Consider the following 26352-nt stretch of genomic DNA (forward strand, 5'->3'; position numbering starts at 1 on the left):
GGGAAACGAGAGGAGTTTACATGCGGGTATACGCACGCTGGATAGCGGCGCTGGTGTTCGGCCTGACGGCTTGCACGGCTCTGGCGGAGAGCTCATCAGGCTGGCAGCCGGTTAATGAGACCATTCGCAAAAGTGAACAGGATCCGCGCCATTATCAGGCGATCCGGCTGGATAACGGCATGACGGTGTTGCTGGTTTCCGATCCGGTTGCGCCGAAATCCCTGGCCGCGCTGACGCTGCCGATAGGTTCGCTGGACGATCCCGATCAGCAGGCAGGACTGGCGCACTATCTGGAACACATGGTGCTGATGGGCTCAAAGCACTATCCGCAGCCGGACAACCTGGCTGAGTTCCTGAAAAAGCATGGCGGCAGTCACAATGCCAGTACCGCCTCTTATCGCACCGCTTTCTATCTGGAAGTGGAAAATGATTCGCTGGCGCCTGCGGTTGATCGGCTGGCCGATGCGGTGGCTGAGCCGCTGCTGGATCCGGTTAACGCCGATCGCGAACGCCATGCCGTCAATGCCGAACTGACGATGGCGCGCTCGCGCGACGGGCTGCGTATGGCGCAGGTCGGCGCGGAAACCCTGAACCCGGCGCATCCGGCGTCACGTTTCTCGGGCGGTAATCTCGATACCCTGAAAGATAAACCTGGCAGCAAACTGCATCAGGCTCTGCTGGATTTCTACCACACCCACTACTCCGCTAACCTGATGAAGGCGGTTATCTACAGTAACAAGCCGTTGCCGGAGATGGCGGCGATTGCGGCAAAAACCTTTGGCCGGGTGCAGAATCATGATGCCAGCGTGCCTGAGATCCGGGTGCCGGTGGTGACCGAGGCACAGCAGGGCATCATTATTCACTACGTTCCGGCTCAGCCGCGCAAGCAGCTCAAAATTGAGTTCCGCATCGCTAACAACAGCGATCGCTTCCGCAGTAAAACCGATACGCTCATCAGCTATCTGATCAGCAACCGCAGCAAAAACACGCTCACCGACTGGCTGCAGAAGCAGGGGCTGGCTGACGGTGTCAACGCGGGCGCTGACCCAATGACCGAGCGTAACAGCGGCGTCTTCGCGATTACCGCCTCCCTGACCGATAAAGGTCTGGCACAGCGTGACGAGGTGGTGGCGGCAATCTTCAGCTACATCAATCTGCTGCGTCAGCAGAGCGATGATAAACGCTACTTTGATGAGGTATCGCACGTACTGGCGCTGGACTTTCGTTATCCCTCCATCACCCGCGATATGGACTACATCGAGTGGCTGGTAGATACGATGCTGCGTGTCCCGGTTGAACATACGCTGGATGCCCCCTATCTGGCGGACCAGTATGACGCGGCCGCGATACACGCCCGGCTGGAAGAGATGACGCCGCAGCATGCGCGCATCTGGTACATCAGCCCGCAGGAGCCACACGATAAAAAGGCCTATTTCGTTGAGGCACCCTATCAGGTTGAGAAAATCACGCCAGCCACCTTCGCTGACTGGCAGCAGCGCGCCAGCCAGATCACCCTGGCGATGCCGGTGCTCAATCCCTATATCCCGGATGATTTCACCCTGTTACCGTCAGACGGCAAAACCTACACCCATCCGATCAGGCTGGATAATAAAGATGGGATGCGTATTTACTGGATGCCCAGCCGTTACTATGCCAGCGAGCCGAAAGCTGCGATAACCCTGGCGCTGCGCAATCAGCACGCTATCAGCGATGCCCGTCAGCAGGTGCTGTTCGGGCTGAATGACTACCTTTCCAGCCTGGCGCTGGATGAGCTGAACTCACAGGCTTCAGTCGGCGGCATCAGTTTCTCAACCGGCGAAGATGAAGGGCTGGTGTTCAGCGCCAATGGCTTTACTCAGCGTCTGCCGACGCTGCTGAAGAAGCTGGTGGAAGGGTACGCGAGTTTCCAGCCGACAGAACAGCAGCTGGAGCAGGCTAAATCCTGGTATCTGGAGCGGCTCGACGCGGCGGAAAAAGGCAAGGCGTTTGAGCAGGCTATTCAGCCGATGCAGCTGCTGTCGCAGCTGCCCTACACCCAGCGCGAAACGCGCCGCAGGCTGGTCAGTGGGATCTCACTCCGGGATGTCACCGACTACCGCGATGCACTATTCCGTGATGCAACGCCGGAGATGATGGTGGTGGGCAACCTCAGCGCGGAGAGCGTGATCCGGCTGGGGCATGAGCTCAGAGAGCAGATGCAGAGCCGTGCGCCGCGTAACTGGCCCAGCCAGTTCGTCACCTTTAACAAACCGCTGAAAGCTAACCTGCAGCAGCAGGGCAGCAGCACGGACTCTGCTCTGGCCGCCCTCTATGTGCCGCTGGGATACAGTGAATATCAGAGCATGGCAAACAGCGCGATGCTGAGCCAGATCGTGCAGCCGTGGTTCTACAATCAGCTGCGCACCAAAGAGCAGCTCGGCTATGCGGTGTTTGCCTTTCAGATGCCAGTAGGACGTCAGTGGGGCCTCGGCTTCCTGTTGCAAAGTAACAGCAGGCAGCCCGGCTGGCTGCTGCAGCGGTACCAGGCGTTCTATCCTCAGGCAGAAAAAAGATTGCGCAGCATGAGTCAGGCCGATTTTGTGCAGTATCAGCAGGCGATGATCAACGATCTGCAGCAGCGTCCTCAGACGCTGTATGAAGAGGCCGATCGCTTCAGCCGCGACTTTGACCGTCAGAACGACCGGTTTGATACGCGGCAGAAACTGATCGAGCAGGTGCAGCAACTCACCCCAGTCAGCCTGGCGGACTTTTTCCGGCGCGCCGTGATTGAACACAAAGGCATGGTGATGACCTCACAGATTGCCGGCATCGGCAATGGTAAAGCCGAATTTGCCCGGCAGCCTGGCTGGAAAACCTGGGCTGAAGTGGCAAAACTGCAGCAGTCGCTGCCGGTAAAGAGTGAAACACCATGACGCAGCGACCTGCTATTTCGCTGAATCCACTGACGCTGCCGCTCAGGGGCGAGCGGCTGATTGAGGCATCCGCAGGTACCGGAAAAACCTTTACCATCGGTCTGCTCTATCTGCGACTGCTGCTGGGTCTGGGCGGCGAAAATGCTTACAGCCGGCCGCTCTCTGTGGAAGAAATTTTAGTAGTGACCTTCACCGAGGCCGCGACCGCTGAGCTGCGCGGACGCATCCGCGAGAATATTCATCAGTTACGTCTGGCCTGCATTCGCGGCAAAAGCAGCAATCCGATGCACCAGTTACTGCTGGAGCAGATGCCGGATCTGAGTCAGGCAGCCGCACAACTGCTGGCGGCTGAACGGCAGATGGATGAAGCCGCCATCTTCACTATTCACGGATTCTGTCAGCGGATGCTCAACCTCAATGCCTTTGAATCGGGGATGCTGTTCGAACAGGAGCTGATTGAAGATGAGCAGGCGCTGCTGAAACAGTCGACCGCCGATTTCTGGCGCCGTCAGTGCTATCCACTGAGTCTGGATGTCGCGCGGATCATCGCCGCAGAGTGGAGCGGGCCAGACAGCCTGCTGGCCACGCTGCGCCCCTGGCTGCAGGGGGAGTCGCCGGGGCTGAAACGCCCGCCCGCAGCCGATGAGACGCTGGAGAAACGTCACGCCCGTAATCTGGCGCGTATCAGTGCCATCAAGCAGCAGTGGCAGGCGCTGAGTGCGGATGTGGCAGGGATCATCAGCGCATCAGGCGTTGATAAGCGCAGCTACAGCAGCAAACATCTGCCCAACTGGGTGGCCCGCGTCACGCAGTGGGCTGGCAGTGAGACGCTGGACTACGAGCTGCCCAAAGAGCTGGAGCGATTCGGGCAGCAGGTGCTGGAGGAGAAAACCAAAAAGGGCGACGCGCCCCGTCATGCGCTGTTTGCGGCGATCGATCAGTTCCTGGCAGAGCCGCTGTCGCTGCGGGATGTGATCATCGCTCAGGCGCTGTCCGATGTGCGTGCTACGGTGCAGCGTGAGAAGCGGCTTCGTGCGCTGTTAGGCTTCGACGATCTGCTCAGTAAGCTGGATGAGGCGCTGCAGCAGCCTGGCGGCGTCCTGCTGGCTGACACTATCAGAGCACGCTTCCCGGTTGCCCTGATCGATGAGTTCCAGGATACCGATCCACAGCAGTACCGCATCTTCCGCGCGCTCTACATTAATCAGCCGGAGCAGGCACTGTTTCTGATCGGCGATCCCAAGCAGGCGATCTATGCGTTTCGCGGCGCGGATATCTTTACCTATCTGCGGGCCAGAAACGAAGTCAGCGCTCACTATACGCTGGACACCAACTGGCGCTCATCGCCGGAGATGGTCGCGGGCGTCAACCGCCTCTTTTCGCAGGTCGATTCGCCTTTTCTCTTCTCGGCGATCCCCTTCCAGCCGGTGAAGCCCGCAGCATCGAATCAGTCGCTGACGCTGACGTTTGATCAGCAGCAGCAACCGGCGCTGCGCTTCTGGCTGCAGCCGGGCGAGGGTGTCGGCAGCAGTGACTACCAGCAGTTTATGGCGCAGCAGTGTGCGGCCGACATCAGCCGCTGGCTGGTCGCCGGTCAGCAGGGACGCGCCCTGCTGGGCAAAGGCGAGGCGCTACAGCCTGTGCAGGCGTCCGATATCACCGTGCTGGTGCGCAGTCGCAATGAGGCCGGGTTAATCCGCGATGCGCTGAATGCGCTGGCGATCCCGTCGGTCTACCTCTCCAGCCGGGACAGCGTCTACACCACGCCGGAAGCGCGCGAGTTACTCTGGCTGCTGCAGGCGATACAGGCACCGGAACAGGAGCGTCTGCTGCGCAGCGCGCTGGCAACCTCCATTTTTGCCATCGACGCGGCAACGCTCGACGCGCTGACGCAGAACGAACGCGAATGGGATGCGCTGGTGGAGCAGTTCGCCGTCTGGCAGCAGCTGTGGCATCAGCGCGGTGTCCTGCCGATGCTGCGGGATGTGATGATTAAACGGCAGCTGGCGGAAAATATGCTGGCTTCGGAGAATGGTGAGCGGCGGCTGACGGACCTGATGCATCTGGGTGAGCTGCTGCAGGAGGCGTCGGTGCAGCTGGAAAGCCCGCACGCGCTGGTGCGCTTCCTGGCGCAGCAGATTGCCCGGCCAAACAGCCAGGCTGCCAGCCAGCAGCTGCGTCTGGAAAGCGATCGGCACCTGGTGCAGATCATCACCATCCATAAATCGAAAGGGCTGCAGTATCCGCTGGTCTGGCTGCCGTTTGCTGCCGGATTCCGCGAGGCGGCTAGCGCGCTCTATCATGACCGTGACACCTTTACGGCGCTGCTGGATGTACAGGGCGATGCTCAAAGTCTGGCGCTGGCCGAAGAGGAGCGTCTGGCGGAAGATTTGCGTCTGCTCTACGTGGCATTGACCCGCTCGGTCTATCACTGCAGCGTCGGTATTGCACCGCTGATCAAAGGCAGCCGCAAAAAAGAGGGCGAAAGCGATCTGCACAAGAGCGCACTGGGTTACCTGGTGCAGCAGGGTGAGGCGGCCGATGCCCGGCAGCTCAGCCAGCGTCTGAACGCCTTAACCGGTGAGGGCATTGCCCTGACAGAAGAGGATCTGCTGCCCGGCGAGATGTGGCAGGATGCCCGGCAGGGGGATGAAGCATTAAGCAGCCGTGACATGACGCGCACGCTGACGGATCTCTGGCGGGTCACCAGTTACTCTGGCCTGCAACAGCACCACAGTTCACCGCTGCTGGATGCGCTGCCCAGCTTCGATATTGACGCGGCGGGAGAGGAGGAGACTGGCGAAGAGGCGACGCTGACGCCTCACCATTTTCCGCGCGGTGCGGCACCCGGCACGTTTTTACATGGTCTGTTTGAGTCGATCGACTTTACCGAACCACCGGACCGCATCTGGCTCGAAGATCAGCTGCAGCATAATGGCTATCCGCTCAGCTGGCTGCCGGTTCTGGAGCAGTGGATTGAACGCGTCCTGCGCACCCCGCTCAACGCAGAGGGCTTGACGCTGTCGGCGATAAAGAGCAGCGAACGCCTGATTGAGATGGAGTTCTACCTGCCGATCAACAACCTGCTGACTGCGGCCGGGCTCGACGCGCTGCTGCGGCGGCATGACCCGCTTTCCCGGCAGGCCGCCGCTCTGGATTTCCGCCAGGTGCGCGGAATGCTCAAGGGCTTTATCGATCTGGTCTTCCGCTGGCAGGGCAAATATTATCTGCTCGACTATAAATCGAACTGGCTCGGGGAGAGTCACGCCGCTTACACCCCTGAGGCGATGGCGCAGGCGATGATCGGCCACCGCTACGATCTGCAGTATCAGCTCTATACGCTGGCGCTGCATCGCTATCTTCGGCATCGTCTGCCCGGCTACCGCTACGAGCAACATTTTGGCGGCGTATTTTATCTGTTTTTACGCGGGATGGATGGCAGCTCGCCGGATAACGGCATCTTTGCGACCCGTTCTGACGAAGCCTTTGTGGAAGAGATTGATGCACTATTTGGTCAACCCGGGGAGGGGTTATGAGTGAGATGCTGAGCCTGCTGCTGCAGGCGGCAGAGAAGCGCCTCCTGCGGCCGCTGGATATTCAGTTCGCGCGGCTGATCGCGCCGGAATCACAGCCCGCGCTGCTGCTGGCAGCGGCCTGCGTCAGTGCTGAAGCCGGTGAGGGACATGTCTGCCTGCCGCTGAGTCACCTCTCTGAAGCGAACCTGTTTGCCGGTCGTCAGCCTGCGCTGGCCCAGGCGATCTGGCAGGCAGCGGGCGCGCCGGATGACTGGCCTGCACATCTGGCTGACTGGCCCGCCGTCAGCGACGGCAGTCGGGTGACGCCGCTGGTGCTGAGCCACCAGCGTTTGTATCTGCACCGGCTGTGGCAGAGTGAAGGCCGGGTTGCCGACTTCTTTGCGGCTCAGGAGATGAAAACTGCCTTCGATATCCAGGCCGCGGGCGAGGTACTGAACACGCTGTTCGGTGACCAGCCAGAGGACTGGCAGAAGATTGCGGCGGCTGTGGCGCTGACCCGCAAGACGGCGGTGATCTCCGGCGGACCTGGCACCGGCAAGACCACTACCGTGGCGAAGCTTCTTGCGGCACTGATTCGGCTCAATCCGGGCGCGCTGCGGATCCAGCTGGCCGCACCAACCGGCAAAGCCGCAGCAAGGCTGACCGAATCCCTGGGCAGGGCCCTGCAGGATCTGGCCGTCAGCGACGAAGAGCGTCGGCGTTTTCCGGCCGAAGCCACTACGCTGCATCGTCTGCTGGGTGCCCAGCCCGATACCCAGCGGATGCGCTACCACGCCGGAAATCCGCTGCATCTGGATGTGCTGGTCGTTGATGAAGCGTCGATGGTTGACCTGCCGATGATGGCAAAACTGATCGCTGCGCTGCCAGGCCATGCGCGTGTGATCTTTCTGGGCGATCGCGACCAGCTCGCCTCGGTTGAGGCGGGGGCCGTGCTGGGCGATATCTGTCGCTGCACCGAGGGCGGCTATAGCCTGGAGCGGGCAGAACAGCTCGCGCGGCTGACCGGCTGTGCCCTTGAGGGCAGTGATGATATGCAGGCGCCGTCCGTGCGCGACAGTATCTGCCTGCTGCAAAAGAGTTATCGTTTTGACGCCAGGTCAGGCATCGGCCAGCTGGCTAAAGCGATCAACCGGGGGGATGCAGCAGAGGTCAATGCCTTGTTTACCTCGGCCTGCGAAGATGTCAGCTACCAGACGCTGAACAGCGCCGAAGCCTATCAGACGATGCTGGATGAGGTCGCGCAGGGATATCAGCCTTTCCTGCAGCTCATCAGAGAACAGGCGCCACCGGCGGAGGTCATCGCCGCGTTTGGCCGCTATCAACTGCTGTGTGCATTACGTGAAGGGCCATTTGGCGTGCAGGGGCTGAATCAGCGCATCGAACAGCGGCTGATGCAGTTACAGCGCATCCGGCGTCCCGGCGTCGGCAGCCGCTGGTATGCCGGACGACCGGTCATGATCAGCCGGAATGACAGCGCGCTTGGCCTGTTCAATGGCGATATTGGCATTACACTGCGCGATGAGGAGGGCAACCTCAAGGTCTTCTTCCCGCTGCCGGATGGATCCATCAAGGCCATTCAGCCGAGCCGCTTGCCGTCACACGAAACGGCCTGGGTAATGACGGTGCACAAATCGCAGGGATCGGAGTTTGACCACACCGCGCTGGTGATGCCGACGCAGTTTCTGCCGGTGCTGACGCGGGAACTGGTCTACACCGCGATCACCCGCGCACGTCGGCAGCTGACGATCTACAGCGAGCCGGGGGTGTTTCAGCGTGCGGTTCAGCTGCAGACGCAGCGACGCAGCGGTCTGGTCGAGCGCCTGGGCGCAGGCGGCTGAGAAGGGCAGGGAACAGGCGGCCGGTAAGCCGCCTGTTGATTACTCTGAGCCTCAGGTAAGGTCGGCCATCAGCACTTTTGAACGGCGCTGATAGTTATACATCTCTTTTTTACTCTCCGGCAGTGACTCGATATCGACCGGGGTAAAGCCGCGCTCCTGGAACCAGTGGATGCTGCGGGTGGTTAGCACAAACAGTTTTTCCAGCCCCATCTGCTTCGCCTGCAACGCTACGCGCTGCAACAGCATCTCACCCCGGGATGAGCTGCGATAGTCCGGATGCACGGCCACACAGGCCATCTCGCCGATCTTCTCATCCATAAACGGATAGAGCGCGGCGCAGGCGATGGTCAGATTATCGCGCTGAATGATGGTGAACTTGTCGATCTCCATCTCCAGCTGCTCGCGGGAGCGACGCACCAGAATACCCTGCTGCTCCAGCGGACGGATCAGTTCGAGAATACCGCCGATATCATTGATGTTGGCGCGGCGGATCTGCTCTGCCGACTCCATCACGATCTGCGTGCCGATACCGTCGCGGGAGAAGAGCTCCTGCAGCAGCGCACCATCTTCCTGATAACTGATCAGGTGGCTGCGGCGCACGCCACTGCGGCACGCTTTTACTGCGCCACGCAGGAAACGAACGGTGCCGGAGAGATAATCACCCTCTTTTTCAATCTCGTCGATTCGGGCCTGGGCGTCATTCGGGAACAGCTCGGAGATAATTTCGCCGTCACTGTCCAGCACCCCCTGTTCAGAGCAGAAGCCGATCATCTTTTCCGCTTTGAGCTTAATGGCCAGCTGGGTAGCTACCTCTTCGGAGGTCAGATTAAAGCTCTCACCGGTCACGGAAACCGCCACCGGGCCCAGCAGCACAATGGCGCCGTTATCCAGCTGGCGATGAATCGCCTCTTCATCGATACGACGGATACGCCCGCTGTGGCAGTAATCCACGCCATCATCCACGCCCAGCGGCTGTGAAATAATGAAGTTGCCGCTGACGACATTGATATGCGCGCCCTGCAGCGGTGTATTGTTAAGGCTCATTGAGAGGCGGGCGGTGATATCCAGCTGCAACCGGCCAGCCGCCTGCTTCACCAGCTCCAGGGACTGTGCGTCGGTGACCCTTGTGAACTTGTGATAAACCGGCTCCAGCTGCTGCTGAGCGAGGCTGGCATCAATCTGCGGCCGCGCACCATAGACCACCACCAGCCGGATGCCCAGGCTGTGCAGCAGGCCGATATCGTTGACGATGCCAGAGAAGTTCTCATGCTCAATCGCTTCGCCACCCAGCATGATGACAAAGGTTTTGCCACGGTGGGCATTGATATAGGGAGCGGTATGGCGAAAACCCTGAACCAGCTCGGTACTACGTTCCTTCACGGCCAACCCTCAATGAATGTTTATTCGTATTTTATGTATTTTTATGCTTTTACAGGCGATTTTGCAAGCCTTTATCCTGACGAAAATTTACGTTTTTTCGGGTGTCAAAGCCGCTAACAGCCTGCATTATTTAGGGTTTCCGGGGTGACATCATGCTGCGGATTGGATAAAGTTTTCGCCGCCATTTTATTAACTGGCGCATTTTCAGACATAACACAGCAGCTGGAGCGGCATGTCAGACGGTAATTCCCATTTTTCACGCAGACGATTCTTACAGGGGACAGGCGCCTTACTGCTGTTAAGCGTCAGCCGCACGGGGCTGGCGGCCAAAAACCACATTGTGGCCGTGCGGATCTGGCCCTCATCCACCTATTCACGGATGACGCTGGAGTCCAGCGTTGCACTGAAGTACAAACAGTTTGCCCTGACAAATCCCGATCGCCTGGTGATCGATATCCAGGGCCTGCACCTTAATCCGGTCCTGAAAGGGGTGGATAAGCAGGTCCGGGTCGACGATCCCTTTATCAAAAATGCCCGCGTCGGCCAGTTCGACAGCAACACGGTGCGCGTGGTACTGGAGCTGAAGCGCAACGTCGCGCCGAAAATCTTTAACCTGGCACCGGTCGCCGGGATCAATCACCGGCTGGTGGTTGACCTCTATCCGAGCCAGGATCATGTGGAAGATGATCCGCTGCTGGCGCTGCTGAAAGATTACAACCAGGGCGATCTGGAGAAAGATGAAGGGGTACAGGCTCCTCTGCCGGGCAAAGCGGGACGCGACCGGCCGATTATCATCATGATCGATCCCGGCCACGGCGGCGAAGATCCTGGCGCGCACGGCAAATATAAGACCCGCGAGAAGGATATTGTGCTGAAGATTGGCCGGCGACTGAAAGCGCTGATCGACAAACAGCCCAACATGAAAGCCTACATGACGCGCAACGAAGATGTCTTTATTCCGCTGCGGGTCAGGGTTGCCAAAGCCCGCAAGCAGCGCGCCGATCTTTTTGTCTCTATTCATGCGGATGCGTTTACCAGCCGCGCGGCGCGGGGATCCTCGGTGTTCGCCTTGTCCACCAGCGGGGCGACCTCCGCAGCCGCCCGCTTCCTGGCGCAGACGCAGAACGAATCAGACCTGATAGGCGGCGTCAGCAAAAGCGGTGACCGCTATCTCGACCACACCATGTTCGATATGGTGCAGCGGCAGACGATTCACGACAGCCTGAAGTTCGGTAAAGAGGTGCTGCATCGCATGGGGCGCATCAACCACCTGCATAAACGCACGGTGGATCAAGCCGGATTTGCGGTGCTCAAAGCGCCGGACATTCCTTCCATTCTGGTTGAAACGGCCTTTATCAGTAATGTGGAGGAGGAGCGTAAACTGCGAACCACCCGCTATCAGCATCAGGTAGCCCAGGCGATTCTGGATGGCATCAAAGCCTATGTAGAGAGTGGGGTGGCGCTGGCCCATCGGTAATGCAAGGCGGATAGCCCGGGCTATCCGCACGCTTTTCAGGGCGGAGGGGGCGCAAAAGAGGATTCGGGAACGCCAGAAACAAAAAAACACCCTTTCAGGTGTTTAAATGATTGGTTGCGGGGGCCGGATTTGAACCGACGACCTTCGGGTTATGAGCCCGACGAGCTACCAGGCTGCTCCACCCCGCGTCCGTATCATACTGACTTCACATTGTGACTTCTGAAAACGGCGTCAGAAGTGTTGGTTGCGGGGGCCGGATTTGAACCGACGACCTTCGGGTTATGAGCCCGACGAGCTACCAGGCTGCTCCACCCCGCGTCCGTATTGCGCATTGCGACTTTTCACATTGTGACTTCTGAAAACTGCCTCAGAAGTATTGGTTGCGGGGGCCGGATTTGAACCGACGACCTTCGGGTTATGAGCCCGACGAGCTACCAGGCTGCTCCACCCCGCGTCCGTGGAAGCGCACTATACTCTCCGCGCTGATTGATGCAACCCCTTTTTACAGATAAAAGCTAAATTAACAGCCAGTTGCTGAAGGAACCGCCCATCTGATTAATTATTGAACTGATCCGCACAGCGTGAAAGCGGATGCATTTCATTCTGCCGGGGGCTTTGCTATCGTCGCGGGGCGAACAGTTATAAGAAGAGAAGAGAATGAAATTTCATTGGGTGAAGTATGCACTCACTGGCACGTTGATCACGCTGCTGGCGGCCTGTAGCTCTAAACCGACCGATCGCGGTCAGCAATATAAAGATGGCAAACTGGAACAGCCGCTGGCGCTGGTGAATCAGCCCAATGCCAAAGGCGCACCGGTAAACGGCCGGGACTTTGGTGAGCAGGTACGCCAGATCCAGTCCGCCTCATCGGCGCTCTATGGCCGTCAGAGTGGCACCTACAGTGCGATTGAGAGCTGGCTGATGGCGGGGGCTGATACCCGACAGCTTCGTCAGTATGGCCTGAATGCCTGGCAGATGGAGGGCACGGACAACTACGGTAACGTGCAGTTTACCGGCTACTACACGCCGGTAGTGGAAGCGCGTTACACCCGTCAGGGTGAATTCCAGTACCCAATCTATCGGATGCCACCACGTAAACGGGGTGAAAAATTACCGAGCCGCGCCTCTATCTACAGTGGCGCACTCGATGACCGCTACGTTATTGCCTACAGCAACTCGCTGATTGATAACTTCATGATGGATGTGCAGGGCAGTGGTTATGTCGATTTTGGCGACGGCCGCCCGATGACCTTCTTTGGTTACGCCGGTAAAAATGGCTGGGGATACCATAGTATCGGTAAAGAGCTGATCGACCGCGGCGAAGTAAAGCGCGAAGATATGTCGATGCAGGCGATCCGTCAGTGGGCGCAGGAGCACTCGCCTCAGGAAGTGCGCGCACTGCTGGAAACCAACCCGTCATTCGTCTTCTTTAAAGCTGAGCCTTTTACGCCGGTACGCGGCGCCAGCGCGGTGCCGCTGGTGGCGAAAGCCTCTGTCGCCTCTGACCGCTCCATCATTCCACCGGGCACGGTACTGCTGGCGGAGGTGCCACAGCTCAATGAGAAGGGCAAGTTCAACGGTAAATATGAGATGCGCCTGATGGTGGCCCTGGACGTAGGCGGCGCGATTAAAGGACAGCACTTTGATATCTATCAGGGTATCGGTCCCGATGCCGCGCATCTGGCGGGCTTCTATAATCACTATGGCCGCGTCTGGGTACTGAAAGCCGCGCCGGGTGCCGGACAGCCGCTGTTCTCCAGCCCGCAAAACGGTAATAATGGTTCACTGCTCCTCGGCGCTAACTAATTTCTTCTCTGCGGGCCTGCGGGCCCGCACGACGTTACAGGTTCAACTATGAAAGTGTTAAATGACGCCTGGCATCAGCGCTTTGGCGGCACGGCGCGTCTCTATGGTCAGGATGCGCTGCAACGGTTTGCTGACGCCCACTTCTGCGTCATCGGAATCGGCGGCGTCGGCTCCTGGGCGGCGGAGGCGCTGGTACGCACCGGGATTGGTAAAATCACCCTGATTGATATGGATGATGTCTGTATCACCAATACCAACCGTCAGCTGCATGCGCTGCAGGGCAATGTCGGCAAGGCCAAAACAGAGGTCATGGCAGAGCGGTTGCGTGCCATCAATCCTGATTGTGAGGTGATCTGCATTGATGATTTTATTACGCCAGAGAACACCGCAGACCTGATGGCTGCCGGTTTTGATTATGTGATCGATGCTATTGACAGCGTGCGGCCTAAAGCGGCCCTGATCGCCTGGTGTCGCCGGAATAAGATCCCGCTGATCACCACCGGTGGCGCGGGTGGTCAGATTGATCCAACGCAGATCCAGGTCGCGGATCTGGCAAAGACCATTCAGGATCCGCTGGCGGCGAAGCTGCGCGAACGGCTCAGGAGCCTGGGCGTGATAAAAAACAGTAAGGGTAAACTGGGCATCGACTGCGTTTTCTCCACCGAGGCGCTGGTCTATCCGCAGGCCGATGGCAGCGTCTGTGCCTCACGCAGCACGGCAGAGGGACCGAAGCGAATGGATTGCGCATCCGGTTTCGGCGCCGCCACCATGGTCACCGCCACCTTTGGCTTTGTGGCCGTTTCGCATGCGCTGAAGAAGTTTCTGGCGCGCGCCGCGCGTCAGGACGTCGCCAGCGCCTGACGCGCGGCGTGCTCTACCGCGGCGGCCAGCGCCTGCAGGCCGCTGCTGCGTGACGCGCTGAGCTGGGCGCGCAGACCCAGTTCATCAAAAAGTTGCAGGGGATCGCTGGCCAGCAGCTGCTGTGGCGTCTGACCCTCAACGGCAGTCAGCAGCACCGCCAGCAGGCCACGCACAATCCGTCCTTCGCTGTCGCCATAGAAGTGCAGCGTACCCGCCTCCTGTCGCTGGCTGCCCAGCCAGACCCGGTTCTCACACCCGCTCAGTTCAATCTCCGGGCGCTTCAGTTCCTCTGGCAGCGCGGGCAACTGACGGCCCAGCTGAATCAGCTGGCGATAACGATCTTCCCACTGATGAAAGCGACCAAAGCTCTCCTTCAGCGTAGCGACAGTGATCTCTGCGCCAAACGGGTGTGGCGCTAACGGCGATGAACTCATTGCTAAAACTCCGATAACAGCGAAATGGCGCGCTTCATGGCATGCACCAGCGCATCAACATCCTGCAGATTATTATAGGGGGCAAAAGAGGCGCGCAGCGTGCCACTGACGCCCAGTGCCGCCATCAGCGGCTGCGCACAGTGCTGACCGGCGCGCAGGGCGATGCCCTGTTCCGCCAGCAGCGTCACCAGATCGCTGTGGTGCAGACCGTTAAACTTAAACGCCAGCAGGCTGGCGTTGCCACAGCGGAAACTGCGAAAGCCAGGCAGTTCCGCCAGCTGTTGCTCAGCCTGAGTGGCGAGCCGCTGACTCCAGCATTCAGCCTGCTGCAGATCGTACTGCGACAGCCAGCTCAGCGCGGCACTCAATCCCACGACGCCCGCCACATTTGGCGTGCCCGCTTCAAAACGCCAGGGCACCGGCTGCGGGGTGAAGTCACTGAAATCAACCTGAGTCACCATTTTGCCGCCCCCCTGCCACGGCGCCATCGCCTCCAGCAGTTCCGCTTTGCCATAAAGCGCGCCAGTCCCCATCGGGCCGTAAATCTTATGGGCGGAGAAGGCGTAAAAGTCGATGTCGAGCGCCTGGAGATCCGGCGGGCAATGCACCACACCCTGCGCGCCATCGACCATGACTTTCGCTCCCACGCCATGAGCCAGCGCGATCGCCTGACCAAGATCGGGACAGCCGCCGGTGACGTTCGACATCTGACCCACCGCCAGCAGCCGCGTCCGGCTGTTAAGCAGGGCAGGTAACTGGCTGATATCCGGCAGGCGATCCGGACCTAACGGCCATTTTACGACGCGGGCACCGCAGGCCCTGGCGGCCATCAGCCACGGAACCAGATTGGCATGATGCTCGGCTTCGCTGACCACGATCTCATCACCCGGCTGCAGGCGCGGCCGCAGCCAGCTGTTGGCCACCAGATTTATCGCTTCGGTGGTGCCGCGCGTCCAGACAATTTCACGATCGTCAGCGGCATTAAGCCAGCGGGCCACCTGACTGCGCGCCTGTTCATAGCGCTGCGTCAGGTCCCTGGCGGCAGCGAACTGGCTGCGATGCACCGTGCCGGCGCTGAGGCTGTAAAACTGCTGTGTACTCTCAATGACGGCGTGGGGTTTCAGCGTGGTAGCTGCGCTGTCGAGATACACCCCGGCGTCAGTGAGCGCGGGAAACTGCTGGCGAAAAGCGGTGGGATTAAATGCGGTCATGCCGGGTCCATGATGAGAATAATTAGGACCAAACTGAAAGAATGGTCTGCGTCTGGCAAAGCTGAAAAAGCGCGTTATGCTGAATATTGCAAGGTTTGAACCAGACCCGCATAACGACGCAACGTTTCGTAGTCGATCTCACTTTTCGGCTGCCTCTGATTAGCGTAACGCGGGCGGTTTAATGCAATCAATCTACAAGGAGATAGCAGATGAATAAACTTACCGCAGTACTGGCCGTATGTACTCTGGCTTTCACCCTGAGCGCCTGTTCAAGCAACTACGTTATGCATACTAATGATGGCCGCACTATCGTGGCTGCCGGCAAGCCGAAGGTCGATAATGACACCGGTATGATCAGCTATAAAGATGCGAATGGCAACGAGCAGCAGATCAACCGCTCTGACGTCAAAGAAATGGTTGAATCAGGCCAGTAAGAGCAAAAAAAAGCACCGCAATTTGCGGTGCTATTTAAAATCACCATGGACAGACAGGGTAAATCTACAGGAATTAAGAGTTCGATACGCAATCGTCGGATCAAAAATTGCAAACACAACATCACGACCACAAGCCAAAAGCTTTCAGAAAATCTGCGAACTCACTCACAAATCTAAAAACTTTTCGTTCCGGCTCTGGAAGTGCGGCAACTATAGGTATTTGCTGGTGGTTCCTCAACGGACAAATTATAATGCCTCGGATTAAAAATTCTAATACGTAAACGCTTTGTATAAGCCTGCGTATTTTTCGCCGCGCCGGATACGGAAAACCATGTCGAAACGCCTTCCTCCCCTCAACGCACTGCGTGTTTTTGACGCAGCCGCACGCCATTTAAGCTTTACTAAAGCCGCTGAAGAGTTGTTTGTCACCCAGGCTGCTGTAAGCCATCAGATTAAATCTCTGGAGGATTTTCTGGGGTTAAAGCTGTTTCGCCGGAGGAATCGTTCGCTGTTACTGACCGAGGAAGGACAAAGCTACTATCTCGATATCAAAGAGATCTTCTCCGCCATTAATGAAGCGACGCGCAAACTGCAGGCGCGCAGTGCCAAGGGTGCACTGACCGTCAGTCTGCTGCCGAGTTTCGCCATTCAGTGGCTGGTGCCTCGCCTCTCCAGCTTTAATATGGCTTATCCGGGAATCGACGTGCGCATCCAGGCCGTGGACCGCGATGAAGAGAAGCTGGCCGACGATGTCGATGTGGCGATTTTCTATGGGCGCGGTAACTGGCCAGGGCTGCGGGTCGAAAAACTCTATGCCGAATATCTGCTGCCGGTCTGTTCCCCGACGCTGATGACCGGCGATAATCCGCTGAAAACGCCGATGGATCTGTCACGCTTTACCCTGCTGCATGACGCCTCGCGGCGGGACTGGCAATCCTATATTCGTCAGCTGGGACTGCAGCATATCAATGTGCAGCAGGGACCAATCTTCAGCCACAGCGCGATGGTGCTGCAGGCGGCGATTCATGGTCAGGGGGTGGCGCTGGCGAATAATGTGATGGCGCAGAGCGAGATCGAGGCCGGGCGCTTAATCTGCCCGTTTAACGATGTGCTGGTCAGTAAAAACGCTTTTTATCTGGTTTGTCATGACAGTCAGGCAGAACTGGGTAAAATAGCCGCCTTCCGACAGTGGATCCTGGCAAAAGCCGCAACAGAACAAGAAAAATTCCGCTTTCGTTACCAACAATAACATCTTGATTTAATTGCATTATGATGCAAAAGCATCCAGAGGAACGGTGAATGTCCAGTCGTGCCATGTTTATTTTTGCCGCGATCAGCGGGTTTCTGCTGGTGGCGTTTGGCGCATTTGGTGCCCATGTGCTGAGTCGATCGCTTGGCGCAGCTGAAATGGCCTGGATCCATACCGGGCTGGAATATCAGGCTTATCACACTTTAGCCGTGATGGGGCTGGGAGCCGCGATGTTACGTCGCGCTAATATCTGGTTTTACTGGAGCAGTGCGCTGATGGCGCTCGGCACCGTGTTGTTCAGTGGCAGCCTCTACTGTCTGGCGCTGTCACATCTGAAGTTTTGGGTTTTTATCACGCCAGTGGGCGGAGTCTGTTTCCTCGCCGGTTGGGTATTGATGTTGATTGGCGCGCTGCGTCTTAAACGAAAGGCAGAACGCCATGAATAAAGTTTTACTCTATTGTCGTCCCGGTTTTGAAAAAGAGTGTGCAGCAGAGATCAGCGCCAGAGCCGCTGAACGCGAGATCTACGGCTTTCCACGGGTCAAAGATGACGCCGGTTATGTGCTGTTTGAGTGCTACCAGTTCGAAGATGCCGAGCGGCTGGCGCGGGAACTGCCGTTTGATGAGCTGATTTTCGCCCGGCAGATGCTGGTCGTCGGCGAACTGCTGCGTGATCTGCCGCAGGAAGATCGAATCACCCCGATTGTCGGCATGCTGACCGGTGTGGTGGAGAAGGGGGGCGAGCTGCGTGTTGAGGTGCCGGACACCAACGAAGCCAAAGAGCTGACGAAATTCTGTCGTAAGTTCACCGTTCCGCTGCGTGCCGCACTGCGCGAAGGCAAGATCCTGCTCAATTATGAGAGCCCGAAACGCCCGGTGGTGCATGTGTTCTTCATTGCGCCAGGCACCTGTTATGTCGGCTACTCCTTCCGCGAAAACAGTTCACCGCTGTACATGGGGATCCCCCGGCTTAAGTTTCCCGCCGATGCGCCAAGTCGCTCCACGCTGAAGCTGGAAGAGGCGTTTCACGTCTTTATCCCGGAGGATGAATGGGATGAGCGTTTAGCCAGCGGCATGTACGCGGTGGATCTCGGGGCCTGTCCGGGCGGCTGGACCTATCAGCTGGTTCAGCGCAGCATGATGGTCTATGCGGTGGACAACGGGCCAATGGCGCCGAGCCTGATGGATACCGGCCAGGTGATGCACGAAAAGGCCGATGGCTTCAAATACCGGCCACCCCGTAACAACATCAGCTGGCTGGTGTGTGACATGGTGGAGAAGCCGGTGCGCGTGGCTAACCTGATGACCGACTGGCTGGTGAATGGCTGGTGCCGTGAGGCGATCTTCAACCTGAAGCTGCCGATGAAGAAGCGTTACGAAGAGGTGACGCAGAATCTGGCGATGATGCAGGAACGCTTTGATAGCGAGGGCATCAACGTGCAGATCCGCGCCCGCCAGCTCTATCACGACCGCGAAGAGGTAACGGTGCACGTACGCCGGATCTGGGCCGCGATGGGTGGTCGGCGCGACGAACGTTAATCACCGGGCTGAGTGCAGCCGCACTCAGCCGGTATAACGCAGCGTATTCAGGTTTCCCTGTAACACCAGATCCCGCTTCAGCGTTGCGACCTCGCGGCTGATCTCCGCTATCCGCTGACCTTCCGCAATCTTTTCCCGCCACTTTGCAGGCACCCGCGCCAGTTGCTGATAGATCCCCTCAAGCGTGTGAAACTCTGCCAGCAGCTGTTTCGCGCTTTTCGGGCCGATACCGGCGATGCCGGGGATCTTGCTGCTGCTGATCCCGCAGAGTCCCCAGTAGTCGGGCAGTCGCTCCGGAGCCACGCCAAACTCCGCTTCGATAAAGGGCAGGTCGAGCCACCGTTTCTGAAAGTAGTCGCGGATACGGATGTCGGGAGCCAGCAACTGACAGTATCCTTTGTCCGTGGAAACAATGGTGGCCTGATGTCCCGCCTGGGCCATTTTCACCGCCAGCGTGGCCGCGAGGTCATCCGCCTCATCGTCGCCGGCGATCCAGCAGCTGACGCCGGCCACGCGAAACGCTTCCTGCAACGCCGGAATTTCCGCCTGCAGGTCATCAGGCATAGGGGGACGTCCGCTTTTGTAATCGGGCAGCAGCTGATGACGCCAGCCCTGATGACGCGCTTCGCCATCAAACACGGCGACCGCATGAGTCGGTCGCGTGTGACCCAGCACCTGACGCAGCGCGGCCACACAGCCGTCCACGCAGGGCGAACCCTGAACCGCGTGCAGACGGCGAATCAGATTCAGGGCATCAATAATAACAAGATGAAAAGCCATGAGCGTATGGGCAGCCCGGAGGCTGCCTCCTGATTTATTTGATAATTTCGTAGCAGGGGATGTAGGCGGTGCCGGGCAGTTTCATACGTTGCTGCGCCACAAATCCCTGTAGCAGCTCATCCATCCGATGCATGATGTCGGGATCGCCATGCAGCTTGTAGCGGCCCTTTTCACGGATCTCGCGGATCCCCATCTCTTTAACGTTACCGGCGACGATGCCTGAGAAGGCGCGACGCAGGTCGGCAGCCAGCTTTTCAGGTGCCTGATTGGTATAGAGATTAAGGTTGGCCATATTCTCGTGGGTCGGAAGGAACGGCACCTGCAGATCGGGTTCAATGCGAATCGACCAGTTAAAGCTATACGCATCACCGGTTTCGCGACGATTCTCTTTGACCTGCGGCATCGCTTTCTTCATCAGACGCGCCACTTCCGCCGCATCGTTGATGATGATCTGATAATGCTTACGAGCCTGTTCGCCCAGGGTGTTGACGATGAAATCATCCAGCACGCGGAAGTAGTCGGCGCTCTCTTCGGGGCCGGTCAGAATCAGCGGCAGCAGCTGGTCGTTGTTCTGCGGATTCATCAGGATGCCCAGCAGATAGAGCAGCTCTTCTGCGGTGCCGACGCCGCCCGGGAAAATGATGATGCCATGCGCGATGCGTACGAACGCTTCCAGACGTTTTTCGATGTCCGGCATGATGATCAGCTCGTTCACCAGTGGGTTTGGTGGTTCCGCGGCAATGATTGAAGGTTCGGTCAGGCCGATAAAGCGGCTGTCACGGTAGCGTTGCTGGGCATGGCCGACCGCGGCCCCTTTCATTGGCGCTTCCATCACACCTGGCCCGCAGCCGGTACAGATGTTCAGTTCACGCAGACCGAGCTGCGTTCCGACGTTGCGGCAGTACTGATACTCAACGGCGTTGATGGAGTGACCGCCCCAGCAGACCACCGTGTTGGGATCTTCGCCGATATGCAGTGCCCGCGCATTGCGCAGAATGGAAAAGACGGTGTTAGTGATCGTGACCGAATCGTTCTCTTCGGCTGCGGTAAGCCGCCCCGGCATGGTGAGCTGTCCGCTGACAAACAGGATGTCACGCAGTACGGCAAACAGGTTCGCCTGCAGCGAGCGGATAATGCGGCCATCCACGAACGCCTCTTCCGGCGGATTGATCAGCTCCAGTTTAACGCCGCGCTCCTGGCGCAGCACATTGATGTCGAAATTTTCAAAGCGGGAGAGCAGTTCGTGGCTGCTGTCAGTCTGGCTGCCGGAGTTAAGCACGGCCAGAGAGCAATTGCGAAACAGCTGGTAAAGGTCGCTGCTGGCTGTGCGCTTAAGCATATCGACTTCCAGCTGCGAGAGCAGATCCATTGAGCCAAGAGGGCTGATGTGGGTAATCAAATGAGCTCCTTTACACCCGCCTGGGTGCGTGTTGGCACTGCAACGGCAGTGACGAAAATCCCGGGGCGGCATCCATGGGTTGCCGCCATCACCAGAGTAGCCTTGTCAGCCCGCACAGCTCAAGCGGAACTGCGCGCGCATCACGCAGCCTGCGAGAAAACTCGCAAACTACTGACGAACCAGCCGTGAAAAGCCGGGCGTGAAGGGCACATTGGTGCGCCACGGGTTGATATCCAGCCCGCCCCGGCGCGTGTAGCGCGCATATACCGTCAGGGCGTCCGGATGACAGAAGCGCATCACATCATTGAAGATGCGCTCGACGCACTGCTCATGGAACTCATTGTGCTGGCGGAATGAGATCAGGTAGCGCAGCAGGGCCTCACGATCGATGCGCGGGCCTGAGTAGCGGATCATCACCGAACCCCAGTCGGGCTGGTTCGTGATCAGGCAGTTAGATTTGAGCAGATGACTGACCAGCGTCTCTTCAACGATTTCACTGCCTGCGGCATTGGCGAGATAGTCAGCATTGAAGCGATAATCCTCGATGGTGATATCCTGCTCATCAATACAGCGGCCCTCAAAGTGCCCGATTGGCTGTCCTTCCACCTCACTGAGCCGGAACAGCGCAACCTGCACTTCTCCCTCTGCGCAGGCGCTCAGGTCGCGCTCCAGCGTCTGACGGACTTCACCCCAGTCGGCAAAGCGGGTCTGGTTGAAGCTGTTCAGGTAGAGTTTGAAACTCTTGGATTCGATAAGATTACGGCTCTGCGCATCCAGCACCACTTCACCCACGGCGACCTGCGGCAGCCCTTTGCTGTTAAGCCACGACAGCTCATACAGCGTCCAGATATCGGCGCCGGTGAAGGGCAGGCTGTCGGGAAACAGGCCAAGGGGTTCACGGTTCAGGCTGCGCGGCACCGCCTGCAGTAAGCCATTGTCATAGCGATCGTGATAGGCTGTGGGTTTGCCCAGCGTCAGGTTGCTGAGTGCCTGATCCTGTTCGTGAGTAGTCATTGCGGTTACCACCAAAATTAATCAAAGTGGCTAAGTGTAACCCATCAGAAGTGAGAATATGAATGATGCAGCAAACTGCCGCCGCGTTGCGCGACTTTACTCAGCGCTACTGCCAGCACTGGCTTCAGCAGACCGGCCATGCACCGGCCAGCAGCGATCTCTATGGTGTGCCGTCGCCCTGCGCGCTGGAAGATCGCGGGCAGCAGGTCCTCTGGCAGCCGCAGCCGTTCACGCTGCCGCCCACGCTGGAGGCCATTGAGCGTGCCATCGATCTTCAGCTTCAGCCGTCGATCACGGCGTTCTACACCACGCAACTGGCGGGCGACATGCGGGCCACGCTGGGTGAGCAGTCGCTGACTCTGTTACAGGTCTGGAGTGAAGAGGATTTTCTGCGGTTGCAGGAGAATCTGATTGGGCATCTGGTGATGCAGCGCCGTCTCAGACAGTCGCCGACGCTGTTTATTGCCACCACTGATTCAGAGGAGGAGATCGTCTCGGTCTCGAATCTGACAGGCGAAGTAATTCTGGAACAGCCGGGGCGTAAACAGCGCACCGTAGTAGCCGAAAGCCTTGAGATATTTCTTAAGTCATTACAACCGGTTATCAACTGACTCGCAGTGATTTGCCGCTGCGTTTGTGCGAGATCTCTTACATATACTGTAAGAGATCGCCATATCGTTCATGAGACATCCGGAAGGCCAGAATGTAAAAATATTGTGAATCATAAACTTAATGGCGATTATCTGAATTTGCACCGCACATTTCGTAAAGTTTTGCCGTAAGTCCCTTGTGCGCTTTACGCGTTCTGTCAAAATGTTTCTCGCTGCAGGATGCTCAGGAAACGGGATCGTCAGGACGATGATAAGCCATGAGGCAGGAACGTAACGGAGCTTACGGCACACGGAAGGTTTCAGGATGAAACAGGATCGCTCAGGATTGAGTCAGGGACACCTCCAGGATGGAGAATGAGAGCCCCTCAGAAGAGGTGGTGGGCCAGGATGCTAAGGATACATCAGGACGATGCGCGACAGGAGTTCGCACGGGACAAGTTGTCATGGAAGAGCAGGGAGCACTAACGTAGCGGGATAGCTGCAAACGAACCGGGAGCACTGTTTATACAGTGCTCCCTTTTTTTGTGCCTGTGCCAACTAGTGATATGCTTGCCGCCCATTTTTGACGGCTTGCTGGAGGTGGCGCATGACGCCTGAACAATTGATTACGCAACGGCTGGAACAGCTGGAAGCGGTGATGCGTGAATATCAACTCTGGCAGAGTACGCCGCCGCCGGAAGGCGCACTCGACAGCCGTGAACCCTTCTGTATGGATACGCTGGAGCCGCTGCAGTGGCTCCAGTGGGTGCTGGTCCCACGGATGCATGCCCTGATTGCGGCGCGGCATCCGTTACCGCAGAACTTTGCCGTTGCCCCCTATTATGAAGTGGTGCTGATGCCTGACCAGCCGGGTATTGCGCCGCTGCTGCTGACCCTGCGTCAGCTCGATCTACTACTCCAGGATGCGGCTCACTGATGCTGGAAATAGTCTATCAGGATGAGTGGCTGGTGGCGGTCAACAAACCCAGCGGCTGGCTGGTTCATCGCAGCTGGCTGGATCGGCATGAAACGGTGTTTGTGATGCAGACCGTGCGCGATCAAATCGGCCAGCATGTCTTTACCGCGCATCGGCTGGATAAACCGACGTCAGGCGTGCTGCTGATGGGGCTCTCCAGCGAAGTGGGTCGGCTGCTGTCCCAGCAGTTTGAACAGCATCAGATGCAGAAAACTTACCACGCCGTTCTGCGCGGCTGGCTGGAGAGCAGCGGGACGCTCGACTATCCGCTGGTGGAAGAGCGTGACAGGATTGCGGACAGGCACGCCAGCGAACCGCTTGCCGCCCAGTCGGCGATCACCGATTATCAGGCCCTGGCAACCGCCGAGATGCCGGTCGGCATTGGCCGTTATCCCACTTCGCGTTATAGCCTGGTCGAACTCTCACCCCGCACCGGCCGCAAGCATCAGCTGCGTCGCCACATGTCACACCTGCGCCATCCGATTATTGGCGATTCGGCGCACGGCGATCTGCGGCAGAACCGGGGCGCCGCGCAGCACTTTGGCGCGAACCGGCTGATGCTGCACGCCAGCAGCCTGGCGCTGACCCATCCGGTAACCGGTGAACCTTTGCTGATACGCGCCGGGCTGGATAGCGTCTGGCAGAATCTGATGAGCCAGTTTGGCTGGCAGGATACGCTGCCGGAGGTGCCGCGGGTTGAGTTTGCCGCCGCGCCAGGCGAGGATAAGGTTTCAGAATAAGGGAGAAAGCAGATGGCAAAGATTGGCATTTTTGTAGGCACGGTATATGGCAATGCGCTGCTGGCGGCCGAAGAGGCGGAGCCGATTCTGCAGCAGCAGGGTCACAGCGTGACGCTGTTTGACGATCCGACGCTGGCTGACTGGCAGGCGTATACCAGCGATGTAGCGTTGATCATCACCTCAACCACCGGTCAGGGCGATTTCCCCGACACCCTTTCAGGGCTGTTCCACGCGATAAAAGATAAGCTGGGGCATCAGCCTGCGCTGCGCTATGGCGTGATTGCGCTGGGTGACAGCAGCTATGACCATTTTTGTGGCGCGGGCAAAGCCTTCGATGCGCTGCTGCAGGAGCAGGGCGCACAGCGGGTCGGTGAGACACTGCTGGTGGACGCCACGGAAAATCCGGAGCCGGAAACCGTCACCTCGCCCTGGGTTGAGGCCTGGGGCGCACAGCTCTGACGCCGCCGCCAGGCTTATCGCGGCTGAAAGGCCCGCAGATAAGCCTGGCCCGGACGCTATAGGATCAGGTGACCGGGGCCGGATTAAATACCGCCAGCTGATTGCGGATCCCCCAGCGATCGGACCAGGTCTGCTTCCGGCCGCTGGCGATATCCAGGATCAGTTCAAACAGTCGCCAGCCCACCTGTTCAATACTCTCTTCACCGGTAGCAATCGTCCCGGCATTGATATCCATCAGATCGTGCCAGCGTTCGGCCAGAGCATTTCGCGTTGCCATCTTGATCACCGGGATCGCTGCCAGACCATAAGGCGTTCCGCGGCCCGTGGTAAAGACCTGCAGGGTGATGCCGGAGGCCAGCTGCTGCGTGCCGCAGACAAAATCGCTGGCGGGGGTCGCTGCATAGATTAATCCACGTCGCGTAGGTCGCTGACCGGGGGAGAGCACTTCGACAATGGCGCTGCGGCCTGACTTGGCGATTGAGCCAAGCGCCTTTTCCACCACGTTGGCCAGCCCGCCCTTTTTATTGCCCGGCGACGGGTTAGCACTGCGATCGGTCTGCCCCTGGTCGAGATAGTCATCATACCAGGCCATCTCTTCCAGTAAGCGCTTACCGACCTCCTGATTAATGACGCGCGGCGTCAGCAGATGAATCGCATCGCGAACTTCGGTGACTTCCGAGAACATCACCGTCGCGCCACAGCGCACCAGCAGATCGGAGGCGAAGCCCACCGCCGGGTTGGCCGTCACGCCAGAGAACGCATCGCTGCCGCCACACTGCATGCCGACAATCAGATCAGCCGCAGGGCAGGTTTCGCGCTTGCGCTGATTCAGCCGCTGGAGATGCAGCTCCGCGACCTGCAGGATCTCCTGCACCATCGCACCGAACCCCACCAGCTTTTCATCCTGCAAACGCACGATGTCCCTGTCGTCCAGTGAGATCGCCTGCACGTCAGCGGTGCCGGTCAGCAGACGCTCCGGCTGTAACTTCTCACAGCCCAGGCCGACGACCATCACTTCGCCGCCAAAATTCGCATTCAGCGCCAGGTTGTGAATGGTGCGAATCGGCACTACCGCCGCAGGCGCGTTGATCGCGACGCCGCAACCATAGAGATGATTCAGGGCAACCACGCCATCTACATTGGGATAACGCGGCAGCAGCTCCCGCTCGATAATCTGTACAACATGATCGACCACGCCCGCCACGCAGTGAACGCTGGTTGTGATGCCGAGCAGATTGCGTGTGCCGACGCTGCCATCCGCATTGCGGTAGCCCTCGAAGGTATAGCCCTCCAGCGGCGGCAGCTCGGGCGGTACCTGCGTGGCTAATGGCAGGCTGGCCAGCGGCGGGGCGTCCGGCAGTGCGACCAGCGACTCATCAATCCAGCTCCCCTGAGCGATATCCCGCAGGGCATAGCCAATCACTTCGCCATAACGCAGGATCGCCTCGCCCTGACGAATCGCACTCAGCGCCACTTTGTGGCCCTGGGGCACATGTTCCGTCAGCGTCAGCCCGTCAGCAAACCGGGTTCCGGCGGGCAGACCCAGACTGTTCACCACAATGGCCACATTGTCGTGCTCATGGACTTTGATATAGAGCGGTCGTTCATCTGTTTTGAGATTCATCGCTTACCTTGCCTCTGTCGCGCCGGCGTGATGCGGCACGCTGTAATGATTTGACCTGTCACACGGGGGTTTGCCAGCTTCAGTATAAGGAGC

The 26352-nt window shown here is 58.5% G+C and carries 21 protein-coding genes and 3 tRNA genes; 14 read left to right on the forward strand and 10 right to left on the reverse strand.

Annotated elements, in window-relative coordinates; genetic code table 11:
- Positions 1-20: 20 nt before the first annotated feature.
- From ptrA to recD, 3 genes are read left to right on the forward strand one after another with little or no spacing between them, the layout of a single operon-like run.
- Entirely contained in the window at positions 21-2912 is a 2892-nt protein-coding gene (gene ptrA, locus ACNY69_RS12400) for a pitrilysin (protein WP_418798525.1), read from the forward strand.
- Positions 2909-6448, forward strand: a complete 3540-nt coding sequence (gene recB / locus ACNY69_RS12405) for an exodeoxyribonuclease V subunit beta (RefSeq protein WP_111140828.1) — start codon at positions 2909-2911, stop codon at positions 6446-6448. The genes ptrA and recB overlap by 4 nt, the downstream gene beginning before the upstream one ends.
- A complete protein-coding gene (gene recD / locus ACNY69_RS12410; RefSeq protein WP_418798528.1) occupies positions 6445-8286 on the forward strand; it encodes an exodeoxyribonuclease V subunit alpha in 1842 nt (613 codons plus the stop codon). The genes recB and recD overlap by 4 nt, the downstream gene beginning before the upstream one ends.
- Positions 8287-8337: 51 nt before the next feature.
- On the opposite strand, the gene argA is transcribed toward recD, so the two are convergent.
- A complete protein-coding gene (gene argA, locus ACNY69_RS12415) occupies positions 8338-9666 on the reverse strand; it encodes an amino-acid N-acetyltransferase (protein ID WP_418798531.1) in 1329 nt (442 codons plus the stop codon).
- Positions 9667-9898: 232 nt separating this feature from the next.
- On the opposite strand from argA, the gene amiC reads away from it, so the two are divergent.
- A complete protein-coding gene (amiC, locus tag ACNY69_RS12420) occupies positions 9899-11143 on the forward strand; it encodes an N-acetylmuramoyl-L-alanine amidase AmiC (RefSeq protein ID WP_418798533.1) in 1245 nt (414 codons plus the stop codon).
- A 111-nt stretch (positions 11144-11254) separates the two neighbouring features.
- Here the strand turns inward: amiC and ACNY69_RS12425 are convergent.
- The 3 genes from ACNY69_RS12425 to ACNY69_RS12435 all read right to left on the reverse strand — a co-directional run bounded on the left by ACNY69_RS12425 (position 11255) and on the right by ACNY69_RS12435 (position 11597).
- Positions 11255-11331, reverse strand: a tRNA-Met gene (locus ACNY69_RS12425).
- A gap of 53 nt (positions 11332-11384) precedes the next feature.
- Positions 11385-11461 (reverse strand) — tRNA-Met (locus tag ACNY69_RS12430).
- 59 nt (positions 11462-11520) lie between these two features.
- Positions 11521-11597 (reverse strand) — tRNA-Met (locus ACNY69_RS12435).
- Positions 11598-11800: 203 nt separating this feature from the next.
- Between ACNY69_RS12435 and mltA the strand changes: the two genes are divergently transcribed.
- Together mltA and tcdA are read left to right on the forward strand one after the other, a co-directional pair.
- Complete coding sequence (gene mltA / locus ACNY69_RS12440) at positions 11801-12949, forward strand: murein transglycosylase A (RefSeq protein WP_418798534.1); 1149 nt, start codon at positions 11801-11803, stop codon at positions 12947-12949.
- A 48-nt stretch (positions 12950-12997) separates the two neighbouring features.
- On the forward strand, positions 12998-13810 hold the full coding sequence (tcdA, locus tag ACNY69_RS12445) for a tRNA cyclic N6-threonylcarbamoyladenosine(37) synthase TcdA (protein WP_293770392.1): 813 nt from the start codon (positions 12998-13000) through the stop codon (positions 13808-13810).
- On the opposite strand, the gene csdE is transcribed toward tcdA, so the two are convergent.
- Both csdE and csdA read right to left on the reverse strand, forming a co-directional pair.
- The gene (gene csdE, locus ACNY69_RS12450) at positions 13789-14244 is read right to left on the reverse strand and encodes a cysteine desulfurase sulfur acceptor subunit CsdE (RefSeq protein WP_111140822.1); all 456 of its coding nucleotides are present in this window, start codon (positions 14242-14244) and stop codon (positions 13789-13791) included. The genes tcdA and csdE overlap by 22 nt on opposite strands.
- 2 nt (positions 14245-14246) lie before the next feature.
- Positions 14247-15455: a cysteine desulfurase CsdA gene (gene csdA, locus ACNY69_RS12455; protein ID WP_418798536.1), complete on the reverse strand. Its 1209-nt coding sequence runs from the start codon at positions 15453-15455 to the stop codon at positions 14247-14249.
- Between the two features lie 209 nt (positions 15456-15664).
- Between csdA and ACNY69_RS12460 the strand changes: the two genes are divergently transcribed.
- The 4 genes from ACNY69_RS12460 (at position 15665) to rlmM (ending at position 18677) form a co-directional block, all read left to right on the forward strand.
- The gene (locus ACNY69_RS12460) at positions 15665-15889 is read left to right on the forward strand and encodes a YgdI/YgdR family lipoprotein (protein WP_111140820.1); all 225 of its coding nucleotides are present in this window, start codon (positions 15665-15667) and stop codon (positions 15887-15889) included.
- A gap of 331 nt (positions 15890-16220) precedes the next feature.
- A complete protein-coding gene (locus tag ACNY69_RS12465) occupies positions 16221-17138 on the forward strand; it encodes a transcriptional regulator GcvA (RefSeq protein ID WP_293770386.1) in 918 nt (305 codons plus the stop codon).
- 50 nt (positions 17139-17188) lie between these two features.
- On the forward strand, positions 17189-17584 hold the full coding sequence (locus ACNY69_RS12470) for a DUF423 domain-containing protein (RefSeq protein ID WP_111141923.1): 396 nt from the start codon (positions 17189-17191) through the stop codon (positions 17582-17584).
- On the forward strand, positions 17577-18677 hold the full coding sequence (gene rlmM / locus ACNY69_RS12475) for a 23S rRNA (cytidine(2498)-2'-O)-methyltransferase RlmM (protein ID WP_111141921.1): 1101 nt from the start codon (positions 17577-17579) through the stop codon (positions 18675-18677). Before ACNY69_RS12470 ends, rlmM begins: the two co-directional genes overlap by 8 nt.
- A 24-nt stretch (positions 18678-18701) precedes the next feature.
- Here rlmM and xni read toward each other — a convergent pair whose 3' ends face one another.
- From xni to queF, 3 genes are all read right to left on the reverse strand, one after another.
- A complete protein-coding gene (xni, locus tag ACNY69_RS12480) occupies positions 18702-19457 on the reverse strand; it encodes a flap endonuclease Xni (RefSeq protein WP_111141919.1) in 756 nt (251 codons plus the stop codon).
- Positions 19458-19491: 34 nt separating this feature from the next.
- A complete protein-coding gene (gene ppnN / locus ACNY69_RS12485; protein WP_111141917.1) occupies positions 19492-20856 on the reverse strand; it encodes a nucleotide 5'-monophosphate nucleosidase PpnN in 1365 nt (454 codons plus the stop codon).
- 168 nt (positions 20857-21024) lie between these two features.
- A complete protein-coding gene (queF, locus tag ACNY69_RS12490) occupies positions 21025-21870 on the reverse strand; it encodes an NADPH-dependent 7-cyano-7-deazaguanine reductase QueF (RefSeq protein WP_111141915.1) in 846 nt (281 codons plus the stop codon).
- Between the two features lie 62 nt (positions 21871-21932).
- Between queF and syd the strand changes: the two genes are divergently transcribed.
- From syd to ACNY69_RS12510, 4 genes are all read left to right on the forward strand, one after another.
- Complete coding sequence (gene syd / locus ACNY69_RS12495) at positions 21933-22481, forward strand: SecY-interacting protein (RefSeq protein WP_293770379.1); 549 nt, start codon at positions 21933-21935, stop codon at positions 22479-22481.
- Positions 22482-23067: 586 nt separating this feature from the next.
- Entirely contained in the window at positions 23068-23397 is a 330-nt protein-coding gene (locus ACNY69_RS12500; protein ID WP_111141911.1) for a YqcC family protein, read from the forward strand.
- Positions 23397-24176, forward strand: a complete 780-nt coding sequence (gene truC / locus ACNY69_RS12505; RefSeq protein WP_111141909.1) for a tRNA pseudouridine(65) synthase TruC — start codon at positions 23397-23399, stop codon at positions 24174-24176. The genes ACNY69_RS12500 and truC overlap by 1 nt, the downstream gene beginning before the upstream one ends.
- 12 nt (positions 24177-24188) lie before the next feature.
- Positions 24189-24635, forward strand: a complete 447-nt coding sequence (locus ACNY69_RS12510; RefSeq protein WP_111141907.1) for a flavodoxin — start codon at positions 24189-24191, stop codon at positions 24633-24635.
- 64 nt (positions 24636-24699) lie between these two features.
- On the opposite strand, the gene garD is transcribed toward ACNY69_RS12510, so the two are convergent.
- On the reverse strand, positions 24700-26259 hold the full coding sequence (gene garD, locus ACNY69_RS12515) for a galactarate dehydratase (protein ID WP_418798542.1): 1560 nt from the start codon (positions 26257-26259) through the stop codon (positions 24700-24702).
- Positions 26260-26352 lie beyond the last annotated feature (93 nt).

The sequence above is a fragment of the Pantoea graminicola genome (assembly GCF_048452665.1).
GTDB lineage: Bacteria > Pseudomonadota > Gammaproteobacteria > Enterobacterales > Enterobacteriaceae > Pantoea.